The following is a 24,162-nucleotide window of genomic DNA, read 5'->3' on the forward strand; positions in this document are numbered from 1 at the left end:
CTCGATATAAAAGAGCTTTCTTCGGAAGCATACCTCGTAGCTTAAGGTCGAGGTTGTTGATTTCCGAAGAATAAATAGAAAGCTATTGCTAAAATAAACCCTGTTTATTGTTAACCTGGCTTTACGTTTAAAATAGTTTGGATGAATTTACTAAAAAACAAGCATAGTCTTCGTTAAGCTTTTGTAAAATCAAAAAAATGCATTAATTGCACCTCGTTTAATGATTTATGTAGGGACAGATTAAATTTTCTTTCTGTATTTGCAGCTTTCTCGTCTTCTTTGTATTGGTTCTAAATAGCGGCTATTTTGGCAGGCAAAAGTTGTACGTAACTAAATTGAGCTGTATTTTTGACGTAAATTTTCTATAAAATAATCATACCAATGAGTGGATTTCTAAATTCAACTATAGCAAGAAAATTTGCTATGGCCTTATCGGGACTTTTTCTGGTCTTATTTTTAGCTCAGCATTTTACAATCAATTTTACTTCGGTTATTAGCAAGGACCTATTCAATGATATCTCTCATTTTATGGGGACTAACTTTGTAGTCCAGGCATTCTTACAGCCTATTTTAATTCTTGGGGTTATTTTTCACTTTGTAATGGGTTTTATTCTGGAAGCTAAAAACAGAAGTGCCAGGAACATTTCTTACGTTAAATTTAACGGTAGTGCAAATTCCAGTTGGATGTCCAGGAATATGATTTATTCTGGTTTAGTGGTTTTGGCTTTCCTGGGCTTGCATTTTTACGATTTCTGGTTTCCCGAGATGGTTCATAAGTATTTTGAATCTAATCCAGAGGATGTCGCCAGATATTATGATGAGTTAGTTGTGAAATTTCAAAGCCCGGTTAGAACCATATTATATGTAATCTCATTTGTGTTTTTAAGTCTTCACCTTATTCACGGTTTTTCTTCTTCATTCCAGTCTGTGGGGTGGAGTAACAAATATGCCAAAGGTCTACGGGGCTTTACTGTAGCTTATGCGATTATTATTCCACTAGGATTTATTTTTATAGCCCTTTTTCACTATATTAATAACCTTTAAAACTTAAGATTTATGTCAGTTTTAGACTCCAAAGAACCAAAAGGGCCTCTAGCAGAAAAGTGGACCAATCATAAGAATAATATTAATCTTGTAAACCCTGCCAATAAGCGTAATATAGATATTATTGTAGTTGGAACCGGGTTAGCCGGTGGTAGTGCCGCCGCAACCCTGGCAGAATTGGGCTATAATGTAAAAACTTTTTGTTACCAGGATTCTCCAAGACGTGCTCACTCTATTGCGGCGCAGGGAGGTATTAACGCTTCTAAGAACTACCAGGGTGATGGCGATTCAGACTATCGCTTATTCTATGATACTGTAAAAGGAGGCGACTACCGCTCCCGCGAATCTAATGTTTATAGATTGGCCGAGGTTTCCGGTAATATTATAGACCAGTGTGTAGCGCAAGGCGTTCCTTTTGCGCGGGAGTATGGAGGTTATTTAGATAACCGTTCATTTGGCGGGGTTTTAGTGTCCCGTACGTTCTATGCTAAAGGACAAACAGGTCAGCAATTATTGTTGGGCGCTTATTCTGCTATGAACCGTCAAATTAATCGTGGTAAGATTCAGCCTTGCAACCGTCATGAAATGATGGATTTGGTTTTGGTAGACGGCAAAGCCCGAGGAATTATCGCCAGGGATATGATTACCGGCGAGATTGAACGTCACTCTGCTCACGCAGTAGTGCTTGCTTCCGGTGGGTACGGTAACGTATTTTTCCTTTCTACAAATGCGATGGGATGTAACGTGATGGCAGCCTGGAGGGCACACCGTAAAGGAGCTTACTTTGCCAATCCTTGCTATACTCAAATTCACCCAACCTGTATTCCGGTTACGGGAGATCATCAGTCTAAGCTAACCCTTATGTCTGAATCTCTTCGGAATGACGGACGAATCTGGGTTCCCAAAAAGAAAGAAGATGCTGAAGCTATTAGGAAAGGAGAGAAGAAGCCAACTGAACTTTCAGAAGAGGAAAGAGATTATTATTTAGAAAGACGATATCCCGCTTTTGGTAACCTCGTGCCTCGTGATGTGGCTTCCAGGGCTGCTAAAGAACGTTGCGATGCCGGGTTTGGTGTAAATAAAACCGGGCAGGCAGTATTTTTGGATTTTAAGAGCGCTATACAACGCTACGGAAAAGAAAAAGCTTTTACCGCGGGACATAAAAATCCATCTAAAGAGGAAATTACACGATTGGGGAAAGAAGTGGTTGCTTCAAAATATGGAAACCTCTTTGACATGTACAATAAAATTGTAGATCAAAATCCTTATGAAACCCCAATGATGATCTACCCGGCTGTACATTACACCATGGGCGGACTTTGGGTAGATTATAACCTGCAAACCACAGTGCCCGGATGTTATGCAACAGGAGAAGCTAATTTCTCAGACCATGGAGCCAATAGATTAGGAGCTTCAGCTTTAATGCAGGGTCTGGCCGATGGTTATTTTGTGCTACCATATACCATAGGTGATTACCTGTCTAATGATATTCGTACCGGGAAAATAGAAAGCGATACTAAAGAATTTGATGAAGCTGAAAAAGCTGTAAAAGATCGTATCGAGAAATTGATGAATGCCGGTGGAAAAAAATCTGTAGATTCTTATCACAAGGAATTAGGGCAAATCATGTGGAATAAATGTGGAATGGCCCGTAATGCTAAAGATCTTGAAGATGCAATTGGCGAAATAGCTGTTTTGCGTGAAGATTTTTGGAAAAACGTAAAAGTACCCGGAAAAGCAAACGGGAAAAATGCCGAGCTTGAAAAAGCCGGTAGGGTAGCAGATTTCTTAGAATTAGGAGAGTTATTTGCTAAGGATGCCCTGCATAGAAATGAATCTTGTGGAGGTCACTTTAGGGAAGAATATCAAACTGAAGAAGGAGAAGCTTTAAGGGACGACGAAAACTTTAAATATGTAGCGGCCTGGGAATATACCGGCAACCCTAGAGAAGCAAAACTTCACAAGGAAGATCTGGTATTTGAAAATATAGAATTGAAAACAAGAAGTTATAAGTAGGTTATTAGTTAGGGGTTATGCGTTAATCATATGGGGAATATTCTATCTTTTGAAGAATTAGAGTGCTGGAAAGCCTCGCGAGAACTTAGAAGATTTGTTTCTGAGATAGTGCTTCCCAGATTCCCTGAATTTGAAAAATATTCCCTAACAAGTCAACTACGTCGTTCTTCGAGATCAATAGGTGACAACATAGCCGAAGGTTTTGGAAGATTTAATTATCAGGAAAACATTCAGGCTTGTAGAATTGCTCGTGGTTCGCTTTGTGAAGCATTAAATCAAGTTATAACCGCGAAAGATGAAAATTATATTGATATAAAAACTTTGGAAGAATTTAGAAATAGATTCAATAGTACCAAAGCAATTTTAAATGGTTATATTAATTATTTAAAGAATGCTAAAAATGGTTAGGAAGAAGAGGGTGCACTTTACCCTTAACTCATAACCCATAACAGATTACAATTATGAAGTTAACACTTAAAATATGGCGTCAGGAAAATGCCACTGCTAAAGGGAAAATGGTTGACTATCCTATAGATGGGATAGAAGGTGATATGTCGTTTTTGGAGATGCTGGACATTCTTAATGAGCAGTTAGTAGAAAAAGGTGAAGATACCGTTGAATTTGATCACGACTGTCGTGAAGGGATTTGCGGTTCCTGTTCTTTGCAAATAAACGGCGAACCTCACGGTCCAGATAAGTTGGTGGCCACCTGCCAGTTGCATATGCGTTCTTTTAACGATGGGGACACAATATATATAGAGCCTTTTAGGGCAAAGGCCTTTCCTGTGATAAAAGACCTTATTGTAGATAGAACTGCTTTTGATAGGATACAGCAGGCATGGGGATATGTTTCGGTAAATACTTCCGGAAACACTGTAGATGCCAATACTATTCCGGTTGAAAAAGCTAATGCCGATGAATCTTTTAATGCAGCGACCTGTATTGGTTGTGGCGCTTGTGTAGCAGCTTGTAAAAATGCGAGTGCAATGCTATTTACTTCGGCAAAAGTTTCACAATACGCTTTACTGCCACAAGGACGTATTGAGGCTACAGAAAGGGTGCAGGCCATGGTTAGACAAATGGATGATGAAGGTTTTGGAAACTGTAGTAATACCGGTGCTTGTGAGTTAGAATGTCCTAAAGGAATTTCTTTAGATAATATCGCTAGAATGAACCGGGAATATCTTTCAGCGAGTACAAAAAGATAAATCTTTTAAATATCGATAAATCAAATCCCAAATTCTTTTAGAGTTTGGGATTTTTTATGCATCTTATTTAAAAATAAGCCGATGCCAAACTTTAACCAATTACCTTCAAAACTCCCAGCAGGAAAAACCAGTATTTTTTCTGTGATGAGCAGCCTGGCCAGAAAGCATAACGCGATAGACCTTTCACAAGGCTTTCCAAATTTTGAAACCGATAGGAAGCTTAAAGAATTGGTTTATAAAGCGATGAAAGAAGGCTATAATCAATATCCGCCAATGAATGGTATCCCGGAGTTAAGAGAGCAGGTGGTTGCTAAGATTGAAAAGCTCTACGGAAAAAAATATAATGAAGCTTCAGAAATTATCTTTACCGCTGGCGCTACCCAGGCTTTGTACTGTGCTATAACCGCTTTTGTGCACCCGGGAGATGAAGTGATTGTATTTAAACCGGCTTATGATTCCTATGAACCCGATATTAAATTAGCCGGCGGAAAAACGGTGTTGATAGAATTAAAAGGAGAAGATTTTAAAATTAACTGGGAGGAACTGGAACAAAAGATCAGTTCGAAAACCAGGATGGTCATTATCAATACGCCACATAATCCTACCGGCACGATTTTGAATAAAGAAGATATGTTGCGTTTGGAAAAATTGCTTAACAATACCAATATCATTTTACTAAGCGATGAGGTTTACGAACACTTGATTTATGATGATGCTCAACACCAGAGCGCTTCAAAGTTTCCCGGCCTGGCAGAAAGAGCGATTGTTTGTGCTTCTTTTGGAAAGACTTTCCATAATACCGGTTGGAAAATGGGCTATTGTGTTGCGCCGGAAGTTCTAATGAACGAAATTATTAAATTTCACCAGGCCACGGTCTTTTGTGTAAACCACCCTATGCAATGGGCTTTCGCGGATTATTTAAAGAACCCTGACCACTATCTTGAACGGGGGGATTTTTATCAGCAGAAACGGGATAAGTTTTTGGAACTAATGCATGGCTCAAAATTTAAAGGAACTCCCTCTAAAGGTACTTATTTTCAGGTAATGGATTATTCAGCAATAACCGATGAGCACGATGTAGATTTTGCAAAACGTTTGATTACTGAAAATGGTTTGGCCAGTATCCCGATTTCAGTATTTAATAAGGATGGGAAAGATGATAAAAAACTACGTTTTTGCTTTGCTAAAACCGAAGAAACCCTGGAGAAAGCAGCCGAAATACTTCATAAATTATAACGTTGAATAATACATTACAAGGGGCCTCATAGTTCTGATAACTATACGGGTTCAAAACGTTGGAACTTCAACAAATAAATGACCATAAACCTTCAAAATCAAAATTTTCAACTACATCCAAGTGGTGCTGCTTTTTGGCAGGAGAAAGAAATCCTGTTAATTAGTGATGTGCACCTTGGGAAAATTTCCCACTTTAGAAAATTTGGAAGTGCCGTACCCCTTAAAGCCATTAATGCTAATTTTTTAAGATTAAACGAAGTGGTTGCTAAATATCAACCGAAGATTATTTGCTTTTTGGGTGACCTTTTTCATAGCAGCATAAATAAGGAATGGGATTTGTTTGAAAATTGGTTGGAAACTTTAGAAGCTAAAGTAATCCTCATAGCCGGTAACCACGATATCATTTCTCCTTTAAAATACCGGGAATTAGGCGTTGCTATACATTCAGAGTGGCAATTGAGTGGATTTCTGCTCACGCATCACCCCGAAGATAGAAGCGACTTCTTTAATATTTGTGGACATATTCACCCTGGTTATCGATTAGTGGGGATGGCGAAACAGCAGCTTAAACTGCCGTGTTTCTTTCAAAAAAAACAACAACTTATACTCCCTGCTTTTGGGGAATTTACCGGGAACTATATAATGCAGCTAAAAGAAGGGGAGAAGGCTTACGCAATTACACAAAAAGAAGTAATTTTAATCCCAGGGTGATAGCCACGGGTTGAATTCTCTGGTGGCTTGGTTCGAAATAAAAGAGTTATTTTTTGGAAGCATACCTCGCACCCCTGGGTCGAGGTTGGTGATTAGTTAAGGATAATGAAACTAAAGTTATTCTTAAAGTATAGATATAAATCGAAATCTTTGTCATTATATTATGGAAAAACGATTAGCAGTATTAAATTTTCTTTCGGTGGTTTTAGCAATTGCTGTGAGTTACATTTCACAAACCGGAATTATAAACGGCAATACCATGGGAAGCCTAAGTGCTGAATATTATAATCTTTTCACACCAGATGGTTATGCTTTTGCTATTTGGGGCATTATATTCTTATCGCTTTTGGTTTTTTCTGGACATCAGTTGTTTCAGGCTTTTTTCGCCCGTAAAGAGTTAAGGTTTTTAGAGGAATCTGGATATTGGTTTTTTATCGCAAACCTGGCGAATGTGGGCTGGGTTGTTACCTGGTTATACGAACTCACAGGCCTTTCGGTTTTGCTTATGCTTTTAATCCTTTTCGCATTAATTAAAGTGATCTTAAATACCAATATGGAGCGATGGGACGCGCCACTTAAGATACTTGCCCTAAGTTGGTGGCCAATTTGTTTGTATTCGGGATGGATAGCGGTAGCAACTATTGCCAATATCTCTGCCTACCTTGTAAAAATTGAATGGAATGCTCCTTTTTTTTCTGAAGAAATCTGGACGGTTATTATGTTAACCGTGGCAAGCGTTTTAAATATCGCAATGATATGGCGCAGGAATATGCGGGAGTTTGCCGCAGTAGGAGTTTGGGCGTTAATAGCTATTTATTTTAGGCATTTTGCGGAAATTCCTTTAATCGCTTATGCTGCTTTAATTGGAGCGGTAGCTATTTTCTCCAATATTATTTATCACGCCTGGATGAATAAAGACACAAACCCCATAACGAGATTATTTAAGAATAAAGTCTAAAGGATATTTATATTTCTATCAGGCTTCCCCTCCTTTAGAGTGGCGGGGGAGGCTTTTTCTAAACCATTCCTTTAATGTCGCTTGCCCAGCTGGGATAGGTGAAGATCATTTTTTTAATGCTTAAAGAATCCAGTTTTCCACACATCGCCATTGCAAACATATTAATTATCTCTCCTGCCTTTGGACCCGCTAAATGCGCGCCAATTATAAATCCTGTCTTATTATCAACGAGGGTTTTATAAGCATAAACCTTTTCGTTAATATGCTTTGCGCTAAACCATTTTGGAATTAATTTATGCTCCAGGGTATAGTCATAACCTTTGGCTTTTGTTTCCTCTTCGGAAAGTCCTACGGAAGCCAAATTTGGCAATGTATAAACCACTGAAGGTTGTGGCGGGAAGTCTGCTTTTTTCTTTTCTTTTTCGTCTGTTAAATTATCTGAAACTATTTTTGCTTCCTGTGAAGATAAGGGAGTTAATGGTAAGCCGTCGCTCGCAGAAACATCTCCGCAGGCATAAACACGTTCATTTCCTGTATTTTGAAGATATTCATTTACCTCAATCCCTTTTTTAGAGAAAGTAACTCCTCCTTTTTCTAAATCCAGCTCTTCCATGGAAGGAACTCTTCCGGCGGTATTAAAGACCATTGCAGCTTTGGCAGAAATTTCTTTTCCATCGCGTGTTCCCTTAACCCTAAAATTCTTTTGAAGTTTCTCAATTTCACTAATTTGCAAGTTGAAAATAAATTCTATCCCCAGGTCTTCTTCAGAAACCTGTTGCAGGTAACTCACCATATCTTCATCAAAAGTAGATAGTGCCCTGGGCGCCATATCTACCATAGTGACTTTTACCCCAAAGCGCGCGGCGATATGTGCAAACTCCATCCCAATATAACCAGAGCCAATAAAAATCATACTTTCGGGCAATTCTTCTAATTTTAGGAAATCATCGCTAATTAGCGCGTGTTCTTCGCCGGGGATTTTTAATTCCATAGGTTTTTGGCCGGTAGCAATCACAAATTTATCGGCGGTCACGGTTTTACCTTCCACCGAAAGCGTGTTTTTATCTAGAAATTTTGGCGACTGATGATACATCTTGATATCTAAAGCCTTAAGGTCTTTTTCGGTAGCTGCCGGGATGGCATCTACAAAAGTTTCTTTAAAGGCCATAAGGTCTTTCCAGTTTATTTCTGGCATTTTTGTGACACCTTTTCCCTGCATTTTCGAGGCGCGATCAATAATTTCAGTAAAACTCATCAACACCTTTTTTGGATCACAACCGCGATTGGGACAGGTGCCTCCATATTCCCTATTATCGGCAATGGCGACTTTTAAGCCTTTTTTGGCACAAGTGGTAGCTACTCCTTTTCCCGCGGTACCGGTTCCTATTACAAATACATCAAAATGTTCAAATCCCATAATTATAATTTTTCAATGGGAAGCTAAAGATTTAAACCCGATTTAGCTGTTATGGAATTGGTAAAAAATTATTAACGCTATGAATATTTATTAAATTAGGGATAGATTTTTCTAGCGATTTCGAATAACATAAAATATAAAGTATTAAATCCACTCTTGTTTCTCAACGCTCATTTTATCCTTTATTGCGCCGGTATGTTTGGTAGATTTCGGTTCAAAAAGTAAAACCCAGGCTTCCTTTGCTGCTATGGGCTTATGCTCTACGCTACGAGGCACAATATACATTTCGCCTTCATTTAAATGAATTTTCTTATCCTTAAATTGAATTTGCATGCTTCCTTTAATAACCAGGAACATTTCGTCCTCTTCTCTATGGTTATGCCACACAAACTCACCTTTCAATTTGGCTAACTTCACCTGTTGTCCGTTAAGTTCACCAACAATTTTGGGTGTCCAATGTTCATTAAAAAGCTCAAACTTTTCATTAAGGTTTATTATTTCTTCAATCATATCTTTTCGATTAAATTGTATCCGTTTTTATTCATAAAATATGGAAACTCCCATTAAGCCAGACCTCACAGGTTTTTTGATCCCGAATAGCTATCGGGACTGTGAGGTCTCTCAGGATATTCAGTTTGATTAATTGAAAATCGTTTCAGTTTTTAATGATTTCAGCTAATTTATTTGCGATAGGGAATCCTTTAATACCTTCTTTCTCTTTTAGGTAAGTCTCTATTTCAGCATTGTTCATCGCATAAGTCTCTTTGAGTCCTTCAATAATGATTTTTAAATAAAACTCGTGTGGGGCGTTTATGTCATCTGCCAAATAATCTTCGTTGGTAAAGGTGTAGATGGGGTAGCTATCTTCATTGCCCAAATAAATAATCTGGCCATACCACGAGTTGTTTTTCATATCTAAAAAGCCCTCCCGAATCACTTTTTTAAGATCTATGTCGAAATGGCCCTCAAATTTTATTTCCTGTTGCACCAAATCAACAAATTGCTGCTCGGTAATAAGGTACATCCTACCCAGGGTTTCTACATTGTCTTCGTAATTAGATTTTATGAATCCGGCACCACCACCGCTCCAGGTTTTGGAGGATTTTGCGAAATAAAGCTCCCTATTTATAATGATTCTCTTAGATTCTTTAGGTAGGGTTTTATTGGTGCAACCGGGGTAAACCCTTTTTGCATTAGCCGGCTGACCACCGCCAATATAACAGCTAAAGCGTTCCTTTAATAAATTGGAGCCATAGCAAGCATACCATACTTTTGGTTCTTCTTGTGACATTTTTTATTACAAGAAATGATTTCTTAGTGAAATTTACAATCTTTAACCCCGAATTTTCATCCAAAGCTCGCTAAGTAGAGCACAGAGAGCGCAAAGCCTTTGATTTTAGCTTTTCCCTATTTAATATTGAATAAATTAGATTTTATTCCTTTAAAAACCGATAGCGAATGCCAAAACCAGATCTAAAAATGTTATCTGTAAAGGCTGACTATTTTTCTCATTTAATTTTATGTTGGTTTAGTTGTTAATTAGATGCTAAATCATAAAAAGGTTGCGTAATTTATTAAAAATAATCATTTACAAACGTTTCCAAACGTCTATAAACGTAAACAAATAATTACCAGACGATTAATAATGCAAGCTGCAGCTATGTTTGTACTGTTGAAATGAACTAACGATTTTCAACTTTATTAAATGATTCTGTTATGAGCACTATTAGAAACAAAGTACAGTTAATTGGACATGTGGGACAGGAGCCCGAGATCGTAAACCTGGAATCTGGTAAAAAACTAGCGAAATTCTCTATAGCGACTAATGAAAGTTATACAAACGGGGGCGGGGAACGAAAAGAGAATACGCATTGGCACAATATTATTGCCTGGGGAAAGACCGCAGAGCTGGTAGAAAAATATGTAAATAAAGGTAAGCAGCTTGGGATAGAAGGGAGACTCACCAATCGCAGTTGGGATGATAAAAATGGCGCAAAACGTTATATTACCGAAGTAGTTTGCAATGAGCTTTTACTTTTGAAGTAATTTTTTCACCATACTTCTCGAAAAAAAGAGCTAAAGTTAGTTCTGAAGTTAACTCCCCTTCCCATTGGGAAGGGGGCAGGGGGATGGGCTTTTAAAAATAAATTTCTTTAGCCAATCTGTAGGTATTCGCGTGGGCATCAATAATAAACCGTATTTCTTTAGAATAGCCACCACCCATACTACATTGCACGGGAATTTCAAGGTCGTGACAGGTTTGTAGCACAAATCTGTCGCGTTCTTTGCATCCATTGATACTGCAGGAAAGTCGGCCAAGCTTGTCGGTTTCCAAAATATCAACTCCGCTTAAGTAAAAGATAAAGTCTGGATTCTCTTGTTCTATTAAACCTGGTAAAGTGTCCTTTAGTAATTTTAAGTAGGTGGCATCACCACTACCATCGGGAACTTCAATGTCTAAGTCAGATTGTTCCTTTTTAAATGGATAATTTCCTTTTCCGTGCATAGAAAAAGTAAAGACCGAAGGATCATCTTGAAATATCTCGGCAGTGCCATTTCCCTGGTGTACATCCAAATCGACGATCAGGATTTTCTGTGCCAATTTATGTTGCTGAAGATAACGGGCAGCTATCGCCTGGTCATGCAGGAGGCAAAACCCTTCGGCTCTATCGGTATAAGCGTGGTGCGTTCCCCCGGCAATGTTAAAGGAAATCCCGTTTTCCAAAGAATAAAGCACACTTTTTATGGTGCCACCGGCAATAATCATCTCCCGATCCACAAGCTCCTTTGAAAGTGGAAAACCACTCTGCCTGATTTCTTTTTTACTTAATTCTAAGTTTTTAAGTCGGTTAAAATAATCTGTATCGTGGACGTTAAGAATATATTCTTCCGAAGCGAAATCGGGTTTAAAAAAGTTCTTTTCGCTACAGGTTCCTTCGTACAACAACTGTTTAGGCAAAAGTTCATATTTCTCCATAGGGAAACGATGTCCCGGCGGTAAGGGGTGATTGTAACGTGGATGGTAGGCGATTTTGAGCATTTTCCTGTCAGTTCGAGTATTTCGGCTTCTCCTTACCGGTTCAGACGAGACCTAATTTATCGTTGCACCTGGTTCCACCCCGTCTTCATCGGGATTTACGAAGACCAATTTTCCCTGGGCATTTTCTGTCATTAGGATCATTCCCTCGCTGGCAACACCCCTTAATTTTCTTGGGGCTAGATTGGCTAAAACAGTTACTTTTTTACCTAGAATGTTTTCCGCTTTATAATGCTCGGCAATTCCGGAAACTACCGTTCTTTTATCGAGACCGGTATCCACTTTAATTACCATTAATTTTTTGGTTTTTGGCATTTTATGAGCTTCTATGATGGTACCTACACGAAGGTCCATTTTAGTGAAATCTTCAAAAGAAGCAGTTTCTTTTTGTGGTTCTACTTCTTTGTCTGCCGCGGCGTTAGCTGTTTTTGTAGCTTCCAATTTATCCAATTGTTTTTCAATTTCTTTATCTTCTATCTTGCTAAAAAGTAGTTCTGCTTTTCCAATTTGATGTCCACCGGGGAGCAGGGAGTCCCGGGTAGCTATCTTATCCCATTGCGAATATTCCTCGCCAGAAAGTTTGCTCTCTGCATCGGTGAAGTTGAGCATCTTTTGAAGTTTCGCTGAAGAAAACGGTAAGAAAGGTTCACTTAATGTAGCCAGGGCAGAAGCAATTTGCAAGGCCACATACATCACGGTTTTCACCCGTTCTTCATCTGTTTTAATTAGTTTCCAGGGTTCTTCATCGGCCAGGTATTTATTGCCCAAACGCGCCAGGTTCATAAGTTCTGCCTGGGCTTCCCTAAAGCGGTATTTTTCAATAGAACTGGCAATAACGGCGGGATAAGCCTTTAGCTCGGCAATGGTTTGCTCGTCAACTTCAGAATATTCGTTTGGTTTTGGAACTATTCCCGAGTAATATTTATTGGTAAGTACCACTACGCGGTTTATAAAATTACCAAAAATGGCCACTAATTCATTGTTGTTTCGCGCCTGGAAATCCTTCCAGGTAAAATCGTTGTCTTTAGTTTCAGGTGCATTGGCGGTTAAAGCGTAACGTAAAACGTCCTGTTTATGGGGAAAGTCTTCAAGGTACTCGTGTAACCAAACCGCCCAATTTTTGGAGGTAGATAATTTTTTGCCTTCCAGGTTAAGGAATTCGTTTGCCGGTACATTCTCCGGTAAAATAAACTCGCCATGTGCTTTAAGCATTACCGGGAAAATAATACAGTGAAATACAATATTATCTTTACCAATAAAATGGATAAGCCTGGTGTTTTCGTCTTTCCAATAAGGTTTCCAGTCCTTTCCTTCTCGTTCGGCCCATTCTTTTGTAGAAGAAATATAGCCAATTGGTGCGTCAAACCATACGTAGAGCACCTTTCCGTCGCCACCTTCAACAGGCACGGGAATTCCCCAATCGAGATCGCGGGTTACCGCACGGGCGCGCAAACCGTCATTTAACCAGGACTTTACCTGGCCGTGTACATTGCTTTTCCAGTCGTGAGCGTGGCCTTTTACAATCCATTCATCCAGCCACTCCTGGTATTGGTCTAAAGGTAAAAACCAGTGTCGTGTTTCTTTCAAAGACGGCACCTCTCCGGTAATTGCCGATTTGGGATTGATAAGGTCTGTGGCATTTAGCGAAGTGCCACAACTCTCACATTGGTCACCATAAGCTTCTTCATTGCCACACTTTGGGCATGTACCGGTTACAAACCTATCAGCCAAAAACTGCCCGGCTTTATCATCGTATAACTGCTTGGTCGTTTCTTCAATAAACTTTCCGTTTTCATACATTGTCTTGAAAAATTCTGAAGCAGTATCGTGATGAACTTTTGCTGAGGTTCGGGAATAATTATTGAAAGAAATCCCAAACTCTTTGAAGGATTCCCTTATTATTCCGTCGTATTTATCGACAATATCCTGGGGGGTAACGCCTTCTTTTTTTGCTTTTATGGTAATTGGTACTCCGTGCTCATCGCTTCCGCATACAAAAGCCACATCATTTCCCTGCATTCGCAAATAGCGCGCGTAGATATCGGCGGGGACATAAACCCCGGCGAGGTGCCCAATATGAATAGGTCCGTTGGTGTATGGTAATGCTGCGGTAATCGTGTATCGCTCTGGAGAATTGCTCATTTACTTTAAATTTTATGAAGCTGTAAAGGTAAGCAACTCCATAAAAATAGGCGTTAAATTCTTGTAAAACACGTGGACGGTCTTGTAATAGTTTCTAATTTTAATTTTTCAAAATTCTTAGGAAGTTTTTCTTCTGAAATTGAGAACTAACCAATAAATTTAGTGTAGCGCTAAGTTCAATATAAACTGAATACAGGCTACGCGATTTTATAAAACCAATACACCAATTTATGAAAAAGATCTTTGTACTTATTGCGCTGATAACACTTGCGGCCTGCGGAAATAAAAATGTATCTAAAGATAGGTTTTTCGCAGAAAATATTAAGGATATGAATGCCGAAGAACTTGCCAAAACTTACCCCGAGGCCAATATCTATGAGGACTCGGGAATGTTTGAGGAAGGAAGTGTAGAACGCGCCTTTAGTGTGTTGTATCCCGATACTCCAAATGAGCTTCATGTTACATGGAAGGACAGTGACCGCACCAAAATACACGATATCCGGTTTTCTAAAGACGGTAAATGGAAAACTAAAAAAGGGATTAAAATTGGGACTACTTATGAAGCTTTAAACAAGCTTAATAAAAAAGAAATCTCTTTCTATGGCTTTGGCTGGGATTATGGCGGTGCCGTAATGTGGAATGAAGGTGAGCTGGAAGATTCCGGTATACGTGTCTTTTTAGCTCCGGGAGATCAGGTGGCCAATAAGTATTACGGAGATCGCATTGTAAAAGCAACTTCAGATGAAATAAAAGCGCTTAATCTTAAGGTAACCAGTATTATGTTGGTGGAATAAAAGTTTTCTATAATTACTGAAAATCCCTTAATAGACAATTGCCCAATAAATTCTAAATTTCTAAATGGCACAGCACAATGCTTTGGGAGAATTTGGGGAACGCCTGGCAGAAAACCATCTTGTAAAAAAGGGGTATAAAATTCTTGCTAAAAATTATGTTCATAATAAAGCAGAAATAGATATTTTAGCCAGGATCACCAATACTTTGGTAGTAGTAGAGGTGAAAACACGTAGTACTCCAGATTTTGGAGATCCCCAAAGTTTTGTAAAGCCTAAACAAATCAGGCAGCTTGTAAAGGCTGCCGATTTTTTTCTCAATGATAATAACCTGGACCTGGAAACGCGATTTGATATAGTGGCGATCATTAAAAATAAAGCCGGGATACAGGTGCAGCATTTGGAAGATGCTTTTTATCATTTTGAGTAAAAAAAAGTCCTCACAGGTCTCTGAGACCAGTGAGGACTATATATTCAAGAAATCTTATTACCAGATCTTTACTCTGTCTTCTGGAGCTACATACATCTCATCACCTTCTTTAATATCGAATGCGGTGTAAAATGCGTCTATATTTTGAAGCGGTACATAAGCGCGGTACATTCCCGGGGAATGTGGATCGGTTTTAATTTTGTTTTTTAAAGCCTCATCGCGCATTTTTGTTCTCCAAACGGTGGCCCAGGATAGGAAGAAACGTTGCTCTGGAGTATAACCATCAATCTTACCTGGATTTCCGTGTTCTTTAAGATGAATTTGAAGTCCGTCGTAAGCAGCATTAACACCACCAAGGTCACCAATATTTTCACCCAGGGTAAATTGTCCGTTAATATAAACACTGTCCAGAACTTCAATATTGCTGTATTGATCTGCCAGGTCTTTTCCTAAGGCTTCAAATTTTTCCAGGTCTTTATCTGTCCACCAGTTGTTCAGGTTTCCTTCAGCATCAAATCTAGCACCACTATCATCAAAACCGTGCGAAATTTCGTGACCAATTACAGCGCCAATTCCACCGTAATTAACAGCAGCATCGGCTTTGTAATCATAGAATGGAGGCTGCAAAATAGCGGCCGGGAATACAATTTCGTTATAGCTTGGGTTGTAATAAGCGTTCACAGTTTGTGGGGGCATAAACCATTCGGTTTTATCAACGGGTTGTCCAAGGTCTGCCATATTATCGGCTACGCGCCATTTGCTGGCATTCATCATATTTTGGAAATAAGAACCATCATCTTCAACAGCTACAATTTCAAGATCGCTATAATCTTTCCAATCATCTGGATAGCCCACTTTAATGGTGGTAGTGCTTAATTTCTCTTTGGCTTTTTCTTTGGTTTTTTCATCCATCCAGCTCAAATTGTCTATTCGGCTCTCGTAAGCTTTAATGAGGTTGGATATCATTTCCTGGGCTTTATCTTTTGCTTCGGCCGGGAAATGTTCTTCTACATACAATTTTCCAAGCGCTTCACCTACAGTTCTGTTTACCGTTTTTAAGGCACGTTCTTTTCTAGGACGCTGCTCTTGTGCACCGCGAAGGGTTTTGTTGTAAAATTCCCAATTGGCGGTTTCAATTTCTGTAGAAAGTGTTCCAGCAGCATCGTTGAAAATGCTCCATTTTAAATAATCTTTCCAATCTTCTACATTATTTTTTGCGAAAACCTGTTGCATTGCCTCTATATATTTAGGTTGAGAAACAATGATGGTATCCAGGTCTTTTGCACCTATATCGTTAAAATAGGTACTCCACTCAATAGCCGGAGCCATTTTTTGAAGTTCAGAAACAGTCTTCGGATTGTAGGTTTTACGGGCATCTCGGCGCTCAACTTTATCTAGCCGAGGTTCTGCAAGATTAGTTTCAAAAGCAAGGATTCTTTTTGCCGCATCTGCCGCTTCTTCTTCCGAATAATCTATATACTGAAGCATTCTGGTAATGTGCTCCTTGTATTTTTCTCGTTTTTCTTTAGAATCGGAATCATTGGCAACATAGTAATCCCTGTCTGGCAAGCCTAAACCTGCTGGATAAAGGTAAGCGGCGTTCATATTGCTGTTTTTAGCATCGGCACGAACTCCAAAAGAGAAAAAGCCTGCACCACCATATTCCTGCATTTCGGTAAGGAAATTTTGTAAATCTTCTTTGTTTTCTATGGCATCAACTTTATCCAGGTAAGGCTTTACCGGTTTTACTCCGTGTTTATTTCGGCTTGCGGTATCCATAATCGTGTTGTAAAGCTGTACCGCTTTTGCTTGGTCGCTGGAAAGGTCTAAACTGTCGTTGTTTGATGCACCTTCCAATAATGCAAGGGCGTTTTCATCTGTTCGGTCCCTTAGTTCCATAAAACTTCCCCAGGTAGTTTGATCTGAAGGAATTTCAGTAGAATCTACCCATTTTCCGTTTACATAACGGAAAAAGTCGTCCTGTGGGGAAACGGTAGTATCCATATAGGCCATATTGATGCCGTGGATGGTTTCTTTTTCTTTAGTCTCTTTTTTATCGTTTTGGCAGCTCGTGAGACCGGCAATGCCAAGAGCCGATAGAAAAAATACTTTAGTTGCTTTTTTCATGTGTGGTTTGAATTATTAAAATTTTGATGCTAAAATACTAAAAAACAGTATATGTGGCGATTCTTCTTTTTAATTAAGCTTTATAGGTTTGCCCTGTTTTTAGATATACCGTTTTCGTTAATGACTTGAATTATAATACTAAATTAAGTGTTGTAATTTCTTGCACGATTGCTACAAAAGCACCCAAAAATAAAATTAATAGTGTAGTTTGGTTTTATAATCACTTTTTATACGTATTTATTAAATTTTTGTCGAATTTCTTCTTCATCTTGGTCACAGCCTGTACATCTTCGTTGGGAATCGTAATAGATAATACGTAATGCGCAATTTTCCAGTCATTTCCAGTCTTTTCCAAAACGCCAGAACCACGACAAATTCCCATTTGCGTAATTAATAGCTCATCAAACCAGGCGATTTTGGTATTCTCGCTAGTGTAAATATTTCGTTCTAAAGTCTCAAAACTCCAGGCTTTACCTTTATCAAAATGAGGTTTTGCAAATTTTTTAAAGGCTTCGTTTTGCCAGTTCTCTGTAGCATCGGTGCCAATAAAAACACCATCTTTTGTCATAAGACTAAAGTACTTTTTAAAATTGGCCTCTGCTGCTGCCTGGTGCCACTGGTCTAAAACGCTGTTTATTTCAACATTTTGCTGGGCTGCAATATTTATGCTAAATAAACTGGCGATAAAAAAGAAAACAATTTTTTGCATTAAAATAGGTTTGAATACTCGATAATCGAGATTTGTCTTTATATTTATAGTGCACCTGGAGGTGCATCCAAGGAGTTTAATCTACAAACAGGCTATCGGCAGGAATGCTATCCCTTTCAACTTCAAACCTGTCTAGTTCGGCTTCAAATTCTTCCAGTGTTTTAAGGAATAGTTCATTGAGCTGAATTTTAAAATTGTTGAATTCCGTGGGAATTTCACTCGCGGTTCTTGTAATTTTTTCAGCATCTAATTTTCGTCTATAGGCCAGTTGCTCTAAAGTTTTTGCCTTGGTTAAAATAACACTAAGGCGGGCATGTACAGCTTTAGAGTCTAAAGAATCTGGCACTGTATTGCGCAGGCTTTCCATAATTTGGGCCAATGGCCTGGCACTTTCTATTGTCTCGCCAAGGCTGGCACCTTTTAGTTTGTCTATTTCATTTTGAGCAGCTATATATGCCAACCATTCCAGAGCCTGCTCCCTGGCTTCTGGCAATAAATTCACCTCTTCCCTTGTTGAAGGTATAGGCTGGCTTAATGTGGTAGAATCTAGAGAAGAGTACGACATTTCATCACTAGCAGACTTTTCACCACAGGAGTAGAGAAGCACAACAAAACTAAAAACCAGTTTTTTCATACTAACAAAGTTAATCTAAATTCAAACAGGAGCAATAATTTTCTCAAACCTTCATTTTCTGTCGCTAATTTTTAATCGCGGGGCGATAGCCAAGGGTTTAATTCCCCGGGGCTTGCCTCGAAATAAAAGAGCTTTTTCGGAAGCATACCTCGCACCCTTGGGTCGAGGTTGTTGATTTAGAAGCGTTGTTGATGTCCGGTAAAGACAAATTAATTAGTAACCTTTCTTTTATAGCAAGAGCTCAAAGCGATTTCACAATTATTCCCCGTGCTATTTACAAAACTGCAAAACAATGAATTAATTGAACAATATTATTTCTGAAGAATAAAGGTTTTTAATTAGTTACAATTTAGTCTTTCTCTTTTTTTAAACATCGTCTTGATGGCCATCGGGATTATTTCTTTAAATCGGGCAATATTGAAAATAGAAACGTAGTTTTCGGGGATTTCGTTAGCCTTAGCTCTGTTTAAATAAATATATTTGCGGAAAAAATAATACAATGGCCGGAAAAATTTTAATTATAGGAGCTTGTGGGCAAATTGGAACCGAATTAACCTTAAAATTGCGGGAGAATTATGGTAATGAGCAGGTTGTTGCCAGCGATATTAGAGAAGGCAATGAAGAATTGATGCAGTCTGGTCCTTTTGAAACTATAGATGCAACAGATGGGAGGCTTATTGAAACTGTAATTGATAAATATAAGGTTAGTGAGGTTTATCTCATGGCGGCTATGCTAAGTGCAACTGCAGAAAAAGCGCCTATGAAAGCCTGGAACCTCAATATGGATTCTCTTTTTCATATACTAAACCTTGCTAAAGACAAGAAAATAAAAAAAGTATTCTGGCCTTCCAGTATTGCAGTTTTTGGTCCTACTACCCCAAAGGAACAAACGCCACAAACCACCATTATGGAGCCCAGTACCGTTTATGGGATTAGTAAACAGACCGGGGAAAGATGGTGTAAATATTACCACGATAAATATGGGGTAGATGTAAGAAGTATGAGGTATCCCGGGATTATTAGTTATAAAACCCTACCCGGTGGTGGTACTACAGATTATGCCATAGAAATTTTCCACGAGGCACTTAAAAATAAAACCTATACCTCATTTTTAAGTGAAAACACCTCGTTGCCCATGATGTATATGAATGACGCCATAAAAGCAACCATAGATATTATGGAAGCACCTACTGAAACGATTAGAGTGCGTTCTTCCTATAATCTTTCGGCTTTAAGTTTTACGCCAAAAATTCTTGCTGAAGCTATTAAAAAGGAAATTCCAGATTTTAAGATAGATTACGCGCCAGATTTTAGACAGGAAATCGCCGGTACCTGGCCTTCCAGCATAGATGATTCGCAGGCAAGGGAAGACTGGCGATGGGAGCATGACTTCGATTTGCAAAGTGTTGTAAAAGAAATGCTTGCCGGGGTAAAAGCACAATTTGCTGCTAAAATTTAATCGCAAATATTCTTTTAAACAGAAAATAAAAAAAGCCGCTTTTTAAAAAGCGGCTTTTACAGTTCTTGAATAGGATAATATATATTATTCTATAACGCGTACTTCTGCAGCGTTAACTCCTTTTCTTCCTTCTACTTCAACGTACTCCACTTTGTCACCTTCGTTAAGACTTTCGCCATCTAATCCGGTTACGTGTACGAAGATGTCTCTTCCTGTTTCGTCGTTGGTTATGAATCCGTATCCTTTAGACTCATTAAAAAATTTAACTGTACCTTCCATTGTAATAAAAAAATAAATAATTAATAAGTGGCAAAGTTAGCATAATATAATTGAAGCGACCGCAAGAAAATGGTTTTTATTTTGAAAGTCTTTTAAAACCAACATTTAATCTATACCCCGATCCTTCATTTTGTCCATATTTTCCTTGGTAAGCGTGTAGTCTTTTAGCTTTTTTCCTTTCCATCTCACATAGAGGAAAATAGGCATTAAAACAAAAGCACTGGCAAGTACAGCGATACCAATGATGCGATCCCCCAGTAGTACATCTTCAAAAGTCCGGTAATAAAAACCTGTTCCCAATGCTATAAGGATTAAAATTCCCAAAATCTTTAAAACGGTATTCATAATTTATACGGTTACTTCAATTAATTTTTGTCGGTAAGCGGTAAGCATCTTAGATTTAGAAATAAAACCAATATATTTTCCGTTGTCCACAACCGGCAGGTTCCAGGCATTAGTCTCCTGAAATTTGCTCATTATTGCCTTTGGCCGGTCTTTATTGATGTCAATTATTTCTGGAGCCCGTTGCATGATATCGCTTACTTCAACTTCTTCATACATTTTTTGATCGAACATTATAGGTCTAATGTCGTCTAATAAAAGAATTCCCAAAAAGTTACGATTTTCATCGATAACGGGAAAAATATTACGGGAAGATTTTATCACTCCCTCGTGAATTACATCGCCAAGGTTTTTTGTAATTTCTAAAGGCACAAAGTTTTTCTCTACTAAATTCTTTATATTCAGTAAGGTGAGTACAGTTTGATCTTTGTTATGCGTTAAGAGGTCGCCACGCTTTGCAAGCTCCATGGTATAAACCGAATGTTCCTGAAACTGATTGGTGATGGTGTAAGAGATCGCTGCAGTGATCATAAGCGGAACGAACAATTCATAACCGCCGGTAAGCTCGGCAATTAAGAAAATTGCGGTGAGTGGGGCGTGAAGCACTCCAGCCATTAAACCGGCCATACCAACCATAGTAAAACTGCTTACCGAAATGGGATTTTTAAGAATCCCCAGGTTATTTACAATTAGTGCAAAACAATGTCCCATGGCGCTTCCCATAAAAAGTACAGGGGCAAAAATACCGCCAATTCCGCCTGCACCAAATGTGAGTGCCGTGGCAAAAATTTTGAAGAGCACCAGCCCTGCAAGTAAAACTATTACAATCCAGATATTATCTAAGTAAGCGTTAAAAAAGTTAGTGCCCAGTGCTTCCAGATAATTTTCAGATAAAAGATTATTAATAACTCCATAACCTTCCCCGTAAAGCGGAGGAATAAAATAAATAAGGACACCAAGCCCCAATCCACCAAATAAAAGCCGGTAATATAGAGAGTCTATTCTTTTAAAAGCATCACTAATTTTAAAATAGATATAAGTGAAATACATAGAACAGCCAGACGCAAGTACTCCCAGAAATATATAAAATGGTACTTCAGAAAAGCTAAAGTTATCCTGAAGCTGAAAGGGTAAAATAGTATCGGAGCCAAAAAAGAAGTAGGAGGTAAGTATGGCAGATACAGAAGCTATAAGTAAAGGCACCATGGATATTAAGGTGAGGTCCAAACTAAAAACTTCTATCGCAAAAATAATAGCGGCAATTGGTGCTTTAAAAATAGAGGACATCGCACCGGCCGCCGCACAACCAATTAATAAGGTGCGTGAGCTCTGGTTCATTTTAAAGAACCTCGAAATATTAGAACCAAGCGAAGAACCCGTGGCAACTGTGGGGCCTTCCAGTCCTACCGAACCTCCAAAGCCAACGGTTAAGGGGGCGGTGATTATGGAAGCATACATCTGGAACGAACGCATAATTCCTTTGCGCCGGGAAATAGCGTATAGCGTAGAAGGTATCCCATGCCCAATATCTTTTTTAAAAATATATTTAATGACGAAAAACGTAAGACTTAAACCAATTACCGGAAATATAAAATAAAAAGCGTGATGAAAATTTATAATTAGGTTTCCTTCTAATAAACCCTGAATATAATGGGTGAGGTTTTTAATCACTACAGCGCCCAAACCAGCGGTAAAACCAATAATAGCACTTAAGATCATCAGGAATTGTTGATGACTTAGGTGTCGGTTGCTCCATTCTGAAACCTTAAAGACCAGTTTTGTAGCTTTAGTGCTCACATTTAAAATAATTTAAGTAAAGATGCAGCATCCCAGTGAGTCACCAGGATGCCTTGTTGTTTATAATTTTACCTGAAGATGAAGTTCTTTCAATTGAGCTTCATCTAATTCTGCAGGTGCATCTATCATCACATCACGCCCCGCATTGTTTTTAGGAAATGCAATAAAATCCCTAATGCTTTCCTGGCCACCAAGAATAGCTACCAGCCTGTCAAAACCAAAGGCGATACCACCGTGAGGTGGCGCTCCATATTGAAAAGCATCCATTAAAAAGCCAAATTGCGCTTTAGCTTCCTCTGGAGTAAAACCTAAATAATCGAACATTTTGGCCTGGGTTTCTTTATTGTGAATCCTAATAGAACCACCGCCAATCTCATTTCCGTTTAAAACAAGATCATAGGCATTGGCCCTAACTTTCCCGGGTTCGGTTTCCAGTAAGGCAAAGTCTTCTTCTTTTGGTGAAGTAAACGGATGGTGCATAGCGTGGTAACGCTGTGTCTCTTCATCCCATTCCAAAAGCGGAAAATCTACTACCCAAAGAGGAGCAAATTCATCTGGCTTTCTAAGTCCCAGCTCGTTGCCCAAATGCATACGCAACGCACTTAGTTGAGTTCTGGTTTTATTGACTTCTCCGGCCATCAGAAGAATAAGGTCTCCCGGATTTGCATTTGTGGCTTCTGCCCAGGATTTTAAATCATCTTCTGAATAAAATTTATCTACTGAAGATTTTAAAGTCTCATCGTCATTATACTTTGCCCAAACGAGTCCGTTAGCGCCTACCTGTGGTCTTTTTACCCAGGAAATAAGCTTGTCTATCTGTTTTCTGGTGTAAGAAGCTGCACCGGGAACTGCGATTCCCACAACTAATTCCTGTTGATCAAAAACATTAAAACCTTTGTTTTTGGCCAGTTCATTTAATTCGGCAAATTCCATCCCAAATCTTATGTCTGGTTTGTCATTACCGTATTTCTCTATGGCTTCAGCATAAGTTATTCTGGGGAATTTATCTACTTCAGCATTTTTGATCTCTTTCAGCAAATGCCTGGTTAAACCTTCAAATATATTCAGGATATCTTCCTGCTCTACAAAGGCCATCTCACAGTCAATTTGGGTGAACTCCGGTTGCCTGTCTGCGCGAAGGTCTTCATCCCTAAAGCATTTTACGATTTGAAAGTATTTATCCATTCCGCCCACCATAAGCAATTGCTTAAAAGTTTGTGGCGATTGTGGCAGGGCATAAAATTGCCCCTCGTTCATACGGCTTGGTACCACAAAGTCGCGGGCACCTTCTGGCGTAGATTTTATTAAATATGGAGTTTCTACTTCTATAAAATCCTGATTAGAAAGGTAATTCCTAACTTCCATTCCTACTTTATGTCTAAATTTCAGTTTGTTTTTTACAGGATTTCTCCTAAGATCCAGGTAACGGTACTTCATTCTTAGATCTTCTCCGCCATCGGTATCTTCTTCAATAGTAAAAGGAGGGGTAAGGGAGGTGTTAAGGATATTAACTTCAGCTACTAAAACTTCGATCTCCCCGGTTGGAATATTGGGATTCTTTGATTCGCGTTCTATCACTTCTCCAGAAACCTGTATCACAAACTCCCTGCCCAGTTTCTGGGCTTTTTCCATAAGTACTTTAGAAGAGCGTTCTTCATCGAAAATAAGTTGGGTGATTCCATATCGATCGCGTAGATCTACCCAAACCATAAAACCTTTATCCCTAATTTTTTGAACCCATCCAGAAAGTTGTACTTCCTGTCCTATTGAGGACGCATTTAATTCTCCGCAGGTATGACTTCTATACATAATATCGCTGAAATTT

At 38.8% G+C, this 24,162-nt stretch carries 23 protein-coding genes; 11 read left to right on the forward strand and 12 right to left on the reverse strand.

The annotated features are described in order from the left end of the window. Nucleotides 1-381: 381 nt before the first annotated feature. From BUA71_RS05745 to BUA71_RS05775, 7 genes are all read left to right on the forward strand, one after another. Complete coding sequence (locus BUA71_RS05745; protein ID WP_072877621.1) at nt 382-1,044, forward strand: succinate dehydrogenase cytochrome b subunit; 663 nt, start codon at nt 382-384, stop codon at nt 1,042-1,044. 12 nt (nt 1,045-1,056) lie between these two features. After that, the gene (locus tag BUA71_RS05750) at nt 1,057-3,060 is read left to right on the forward strand and encodes a fumarate reductase/succinate dehydrogenase flavoprotein subunit (RefSeq protein ID WP_072877623.1); all 2,004 of its coding nucleotides are present in this window, start codon (nt 1,057-1,059) and stop codon (nt 3,058-3,060) included. Between the two features lie 30 nt (nt 3,061-3,090). Beyond that, complete coding sequence (locus BUA71_RS05755) at nt 3,091-3,468, forward strand: four helix bundle protein (RefSeq protein ID WP_072877625.1); 378 nt, start codon at nt 3,091-3,093, stop codon at nt 3,466-3,468. 53 nt (nt 3,469-3,521) lie between these two features. Beyond that, entirely contained in the window at nt 3,522-4,268 is a 747-nt protein-coding gene (locus BUA71_RS05760) for a succinate dehydrogenase/fumarate reductase iron-sulfur subunit (RefSeq protein ID WP_072877627.1), read from the forward strand. An 81-nt stretch (nt 4,269-4,349) separates the two neighbouring features. Then, nucleotides 4,350-5,504 (forward strand): methionine aminotransferase, encoded by a 1,155-nt coding sequence (locus tag BUA71_RS05765; protein ID WP_072877629.1) that lies wholly within the window; start codon nt 4,350-4,352, stop codon nt 5,502-5,504. A gap of 78 nt (nt 5,505-5,582) precedes the next feature. Then, entirely contained in the window at nt 5,583-6,215 is a 633-nt protein-coding gene (pdeM, locus tag BUA71_RS05770; protein WP_072877631.1) for a ligase-associated DNA damage response endonuclease PdeM, read from the forward strand. Nucleotides 6,216-6,378: 163 nt separating this feature from the next. Further along, complete coding sequence (locus tag BUA71_RS05775; protein WP_072877633.1) at nt 6,379-7,173, forward strand: hypothetical protein; 795 nt, start codon at nt 6,379-6,381, stop codon at nt 7,171-7,173. A 58-nt stretch (nt 7,174-7,231) separates the two neighbouring features. On the opposite strand, the gene BUA71_RS05780 is transcribed toward BUA71_RS05775, so the two are convergent. The 3 genes from BUA71_RS05780 to BUA71_RS05790 form a co-directional block, all read right to left on the reverse strand. After that, a complete protein-coding gene (locus tag BUA71_RS05780) occupies nt 7,232-8,590 on the reverse strand; it encodes a dihydrolipoyl dehydrogenase family protein (protein ID WP_072877634.1) in 1,359 nt (452 codons plus the stop codon). A 144-nt stretch (nt 8,591-8,734) separates the two neighbouring features. Further along, nucleotides 8,735-9,100 (reverse strand): cupin domain-containing protein, encoded by a 366-nt coding sequence (locus BUA71_RS05785; RefSeq protein WP_072877636.1) that lies wholly within the window; start codon nt 9,098-9,100, stop codon nt 8,735-8,737. Between the two features lie 145 nt (nt 9,101-9,245). Continuing rightward, on the reverse strand, nt 9,246-9,881 hold the full coding sequence (locus tag BUA71_RS05790; protein WP_072877638.1) for a hypothetical protein: 636 nt from the start codon (nt 9,879-9,881) through the stop codon (nt 9,246-9,248). Between the two features lie 425 nt (nt 9,882-10,306). Here BUA71_RS05790 and BUA71_RS05795 point away from each other — a divergent pair, with 425 nt between their 5' ends. Next, nucleotides 10,307-10,636 carry a single-stranded DNA-binding protein gene (locus BUA71_RS05795; protein WP_072877639.1) on the forward strand — a complete coding sequence of 110 codons (330 nt, stop codon included), beginning with the start codon at nt 10,307-10,309 and terminating at the stop codon, nt 10,634-10,636. A 91-nt stretch (nt 10,637-10,727) separates the two neighbouring features. Here the strand turns inward: BUA71_RS05795 and BUA71_RS05800 are convergent, their stop codons facing one another. Together BUA71_RS05800 and metG are read right to left on the reverse strand one after the other, a co-directional pair. After that, nucleotides 10,728-11,630 (reverse strand): histone deacetylase family protein, encoded by a 903-nt coding sequence (locus BUA71_RS05800; protein WP_072877641.1) that lies wholly within the window; start codon nt 11,628-11,630, stop codon nt 10,728-10,730. 51 nt (nt 11,631-11,681) lie between these two features. Continuing rightward, nucleotides 11,682-13,769 (reverse strand): methionine--tRNA ligase, encoded by a 2,088-nt coding sequence (gene metG, locus BUA71_RS05805; RefSeq protein WP_072877643.1) that lies wholly within the window; start codon nt 13,767-13,769, stop codon nt 11,682-11,684. 230 nt (nt 13,770-13,999) lie between these two features. On the opposite strand from metG, the gene BUA71_RS05810 reads away from it, so the two are divergent. Next, entirely contained in the window at nt 14,000-14,563 is a 564-nt protein-coding gene (locus BUA71_RS05810; protein ID WP_072877645.1) for a hypothetical protein, read from the forward strand. A 64-nt stretch (nt 14,564-14,627) separates the two neighbouring features. Continuing rightward, nucleotides 14,628-14,990, forward strand: coding sequence for a YraN family protein (locus BUA71_RS05815; protein WP_072877647.1), 363 nt, complete (start codon nt 14,628-14,630; stop codon nt 14,988-14,990). Nucleotides 14,991-15,047: 57 nt separating this feature from the next. On the opposite strand, the gene BUA71_RS05820 is transcribed toward BUA71_RS05815, so the two are convergent. The 3 genes from BUA71_RS05820 to BUA71_RS05830 all read right to left on the reverse strand — a co-directional run bounded on the left by BUA71_RS05820 (nt 15,048) and on the right by BUA71_RS05830 (nt 18,460). Further along, nucleotides 15,048-17,117, reverse strand: coding sequence for a M13 family metallopeptidase (locus BUA71_RS05820; RefSeq protein WP_072877649.1), 2,070 nt, complete (start codon nt 17,115-17,117; stop codon nt 15,048-15,050). 220 nt (nt 17,118-17,337) lie between these two features. Next, nucleotides 17,338-17,826, reverse strand: a complete 489-nt coding sequence (locus tag BUA71_RS05825; RefSeq protein ID WP_072877651.1) for a nuclear transport factor 2 family protein — start codon at nt 17,824-17,826, stop codon at nt 17,338-17,340. Between the two features lie 76 nt (nt 17,827-17,902). Then, entirely contained in the window at nt 17,903-18,460 is a 558-nt protein-coding gene (locus BUA71_RS05830) for a hypothetical protein (RefSeq protein ID WP_072877653.1), read from the reverse strand. A gap of 499 nt (nt 18,461-18,959) precedes the next feature. Here BUA71_RS05830 and BUA71_RS05835 point away from each other — a divergent pair, with 499 nt between their 5' ends. Beyond that, nucleotides 18,960-19,919, forward strand: a complete 960-nt coding sequence (locus tag BUA71_RS05835; RefSeq protein WP_072877655.1) for an NAD-dependent epimerase/dehydratase family protein — start codon at nt 18,960-18,962, stop codon at nt 19,917-19,919. Nucleotides 19,920-20,003: 84 nt separating this feature from the next. Here BUA71_RS05835 and BUA71_RS05840 read toward each other — a convergent pair whose 3' ends face one another. From BUA71_RS05840 to aspS, 4 genes are all read right to left on the reverse strand, one after another. Further along, complete coding sequence (locus BUA71_RS05840; protein ID WP_072877657.1) at nt 20,004-20,198, reverse strand: cold-shock protein; 195 nt, start codon at nt 20,196-20,198, stop codon at nt 20,004-20,006. A gap of 105 nt (nt 20,199-20,303) precedes the next feature. Further along, nucleotides 20,304-20,543, reverse strand: a complete 240-nt coding sequence (locus BUA71_RS05845; RefSeq protein WP_072877659.1) for a hypothetical protein — start codon at nt 20,541-20,543, stop codon at nt 20,304-20,306. Nucleotides 20,544-20,546: 3 nt separating this feature from the next. Beyond that, nucleotides 20,547-22,337 carry a chloride channel protein gene (locus BUA71_RS05850; protein WP_072877661.1) on the reverse strand — a complete coding sequence of 597 codons (1,791 nt, stop codon included), beginning with the start codon at nt 22,335-22,337 and terminating at the stop codon, nt 20,547-20,549. 60 nt (nt 22,338-22,397) lie between these two features. Further along, entirely contained in the window at nt 22,398-24,146 is a 1,749-nt protein-coding gene (aspS, locus tag BUA71_RS05855) for an aspartate--tRNA ligase (RefSeq protein WP_072877663.1), read from the reverse strand. Between the last annotated feature and the right edge of the window lie 16 nt (nt 24,147-24,162).

The sequence above is a fragment of the Salegentibacter echinorum genome, from assembly GCF_900129445.1.
Classification (GTDB): domain Bacteria; phylum Bacteroidota; class Bacteroidia; order Flavobacteriales; family Flavobacteriaceae; genus Salegentibacter; species Salegentibacter echinorum.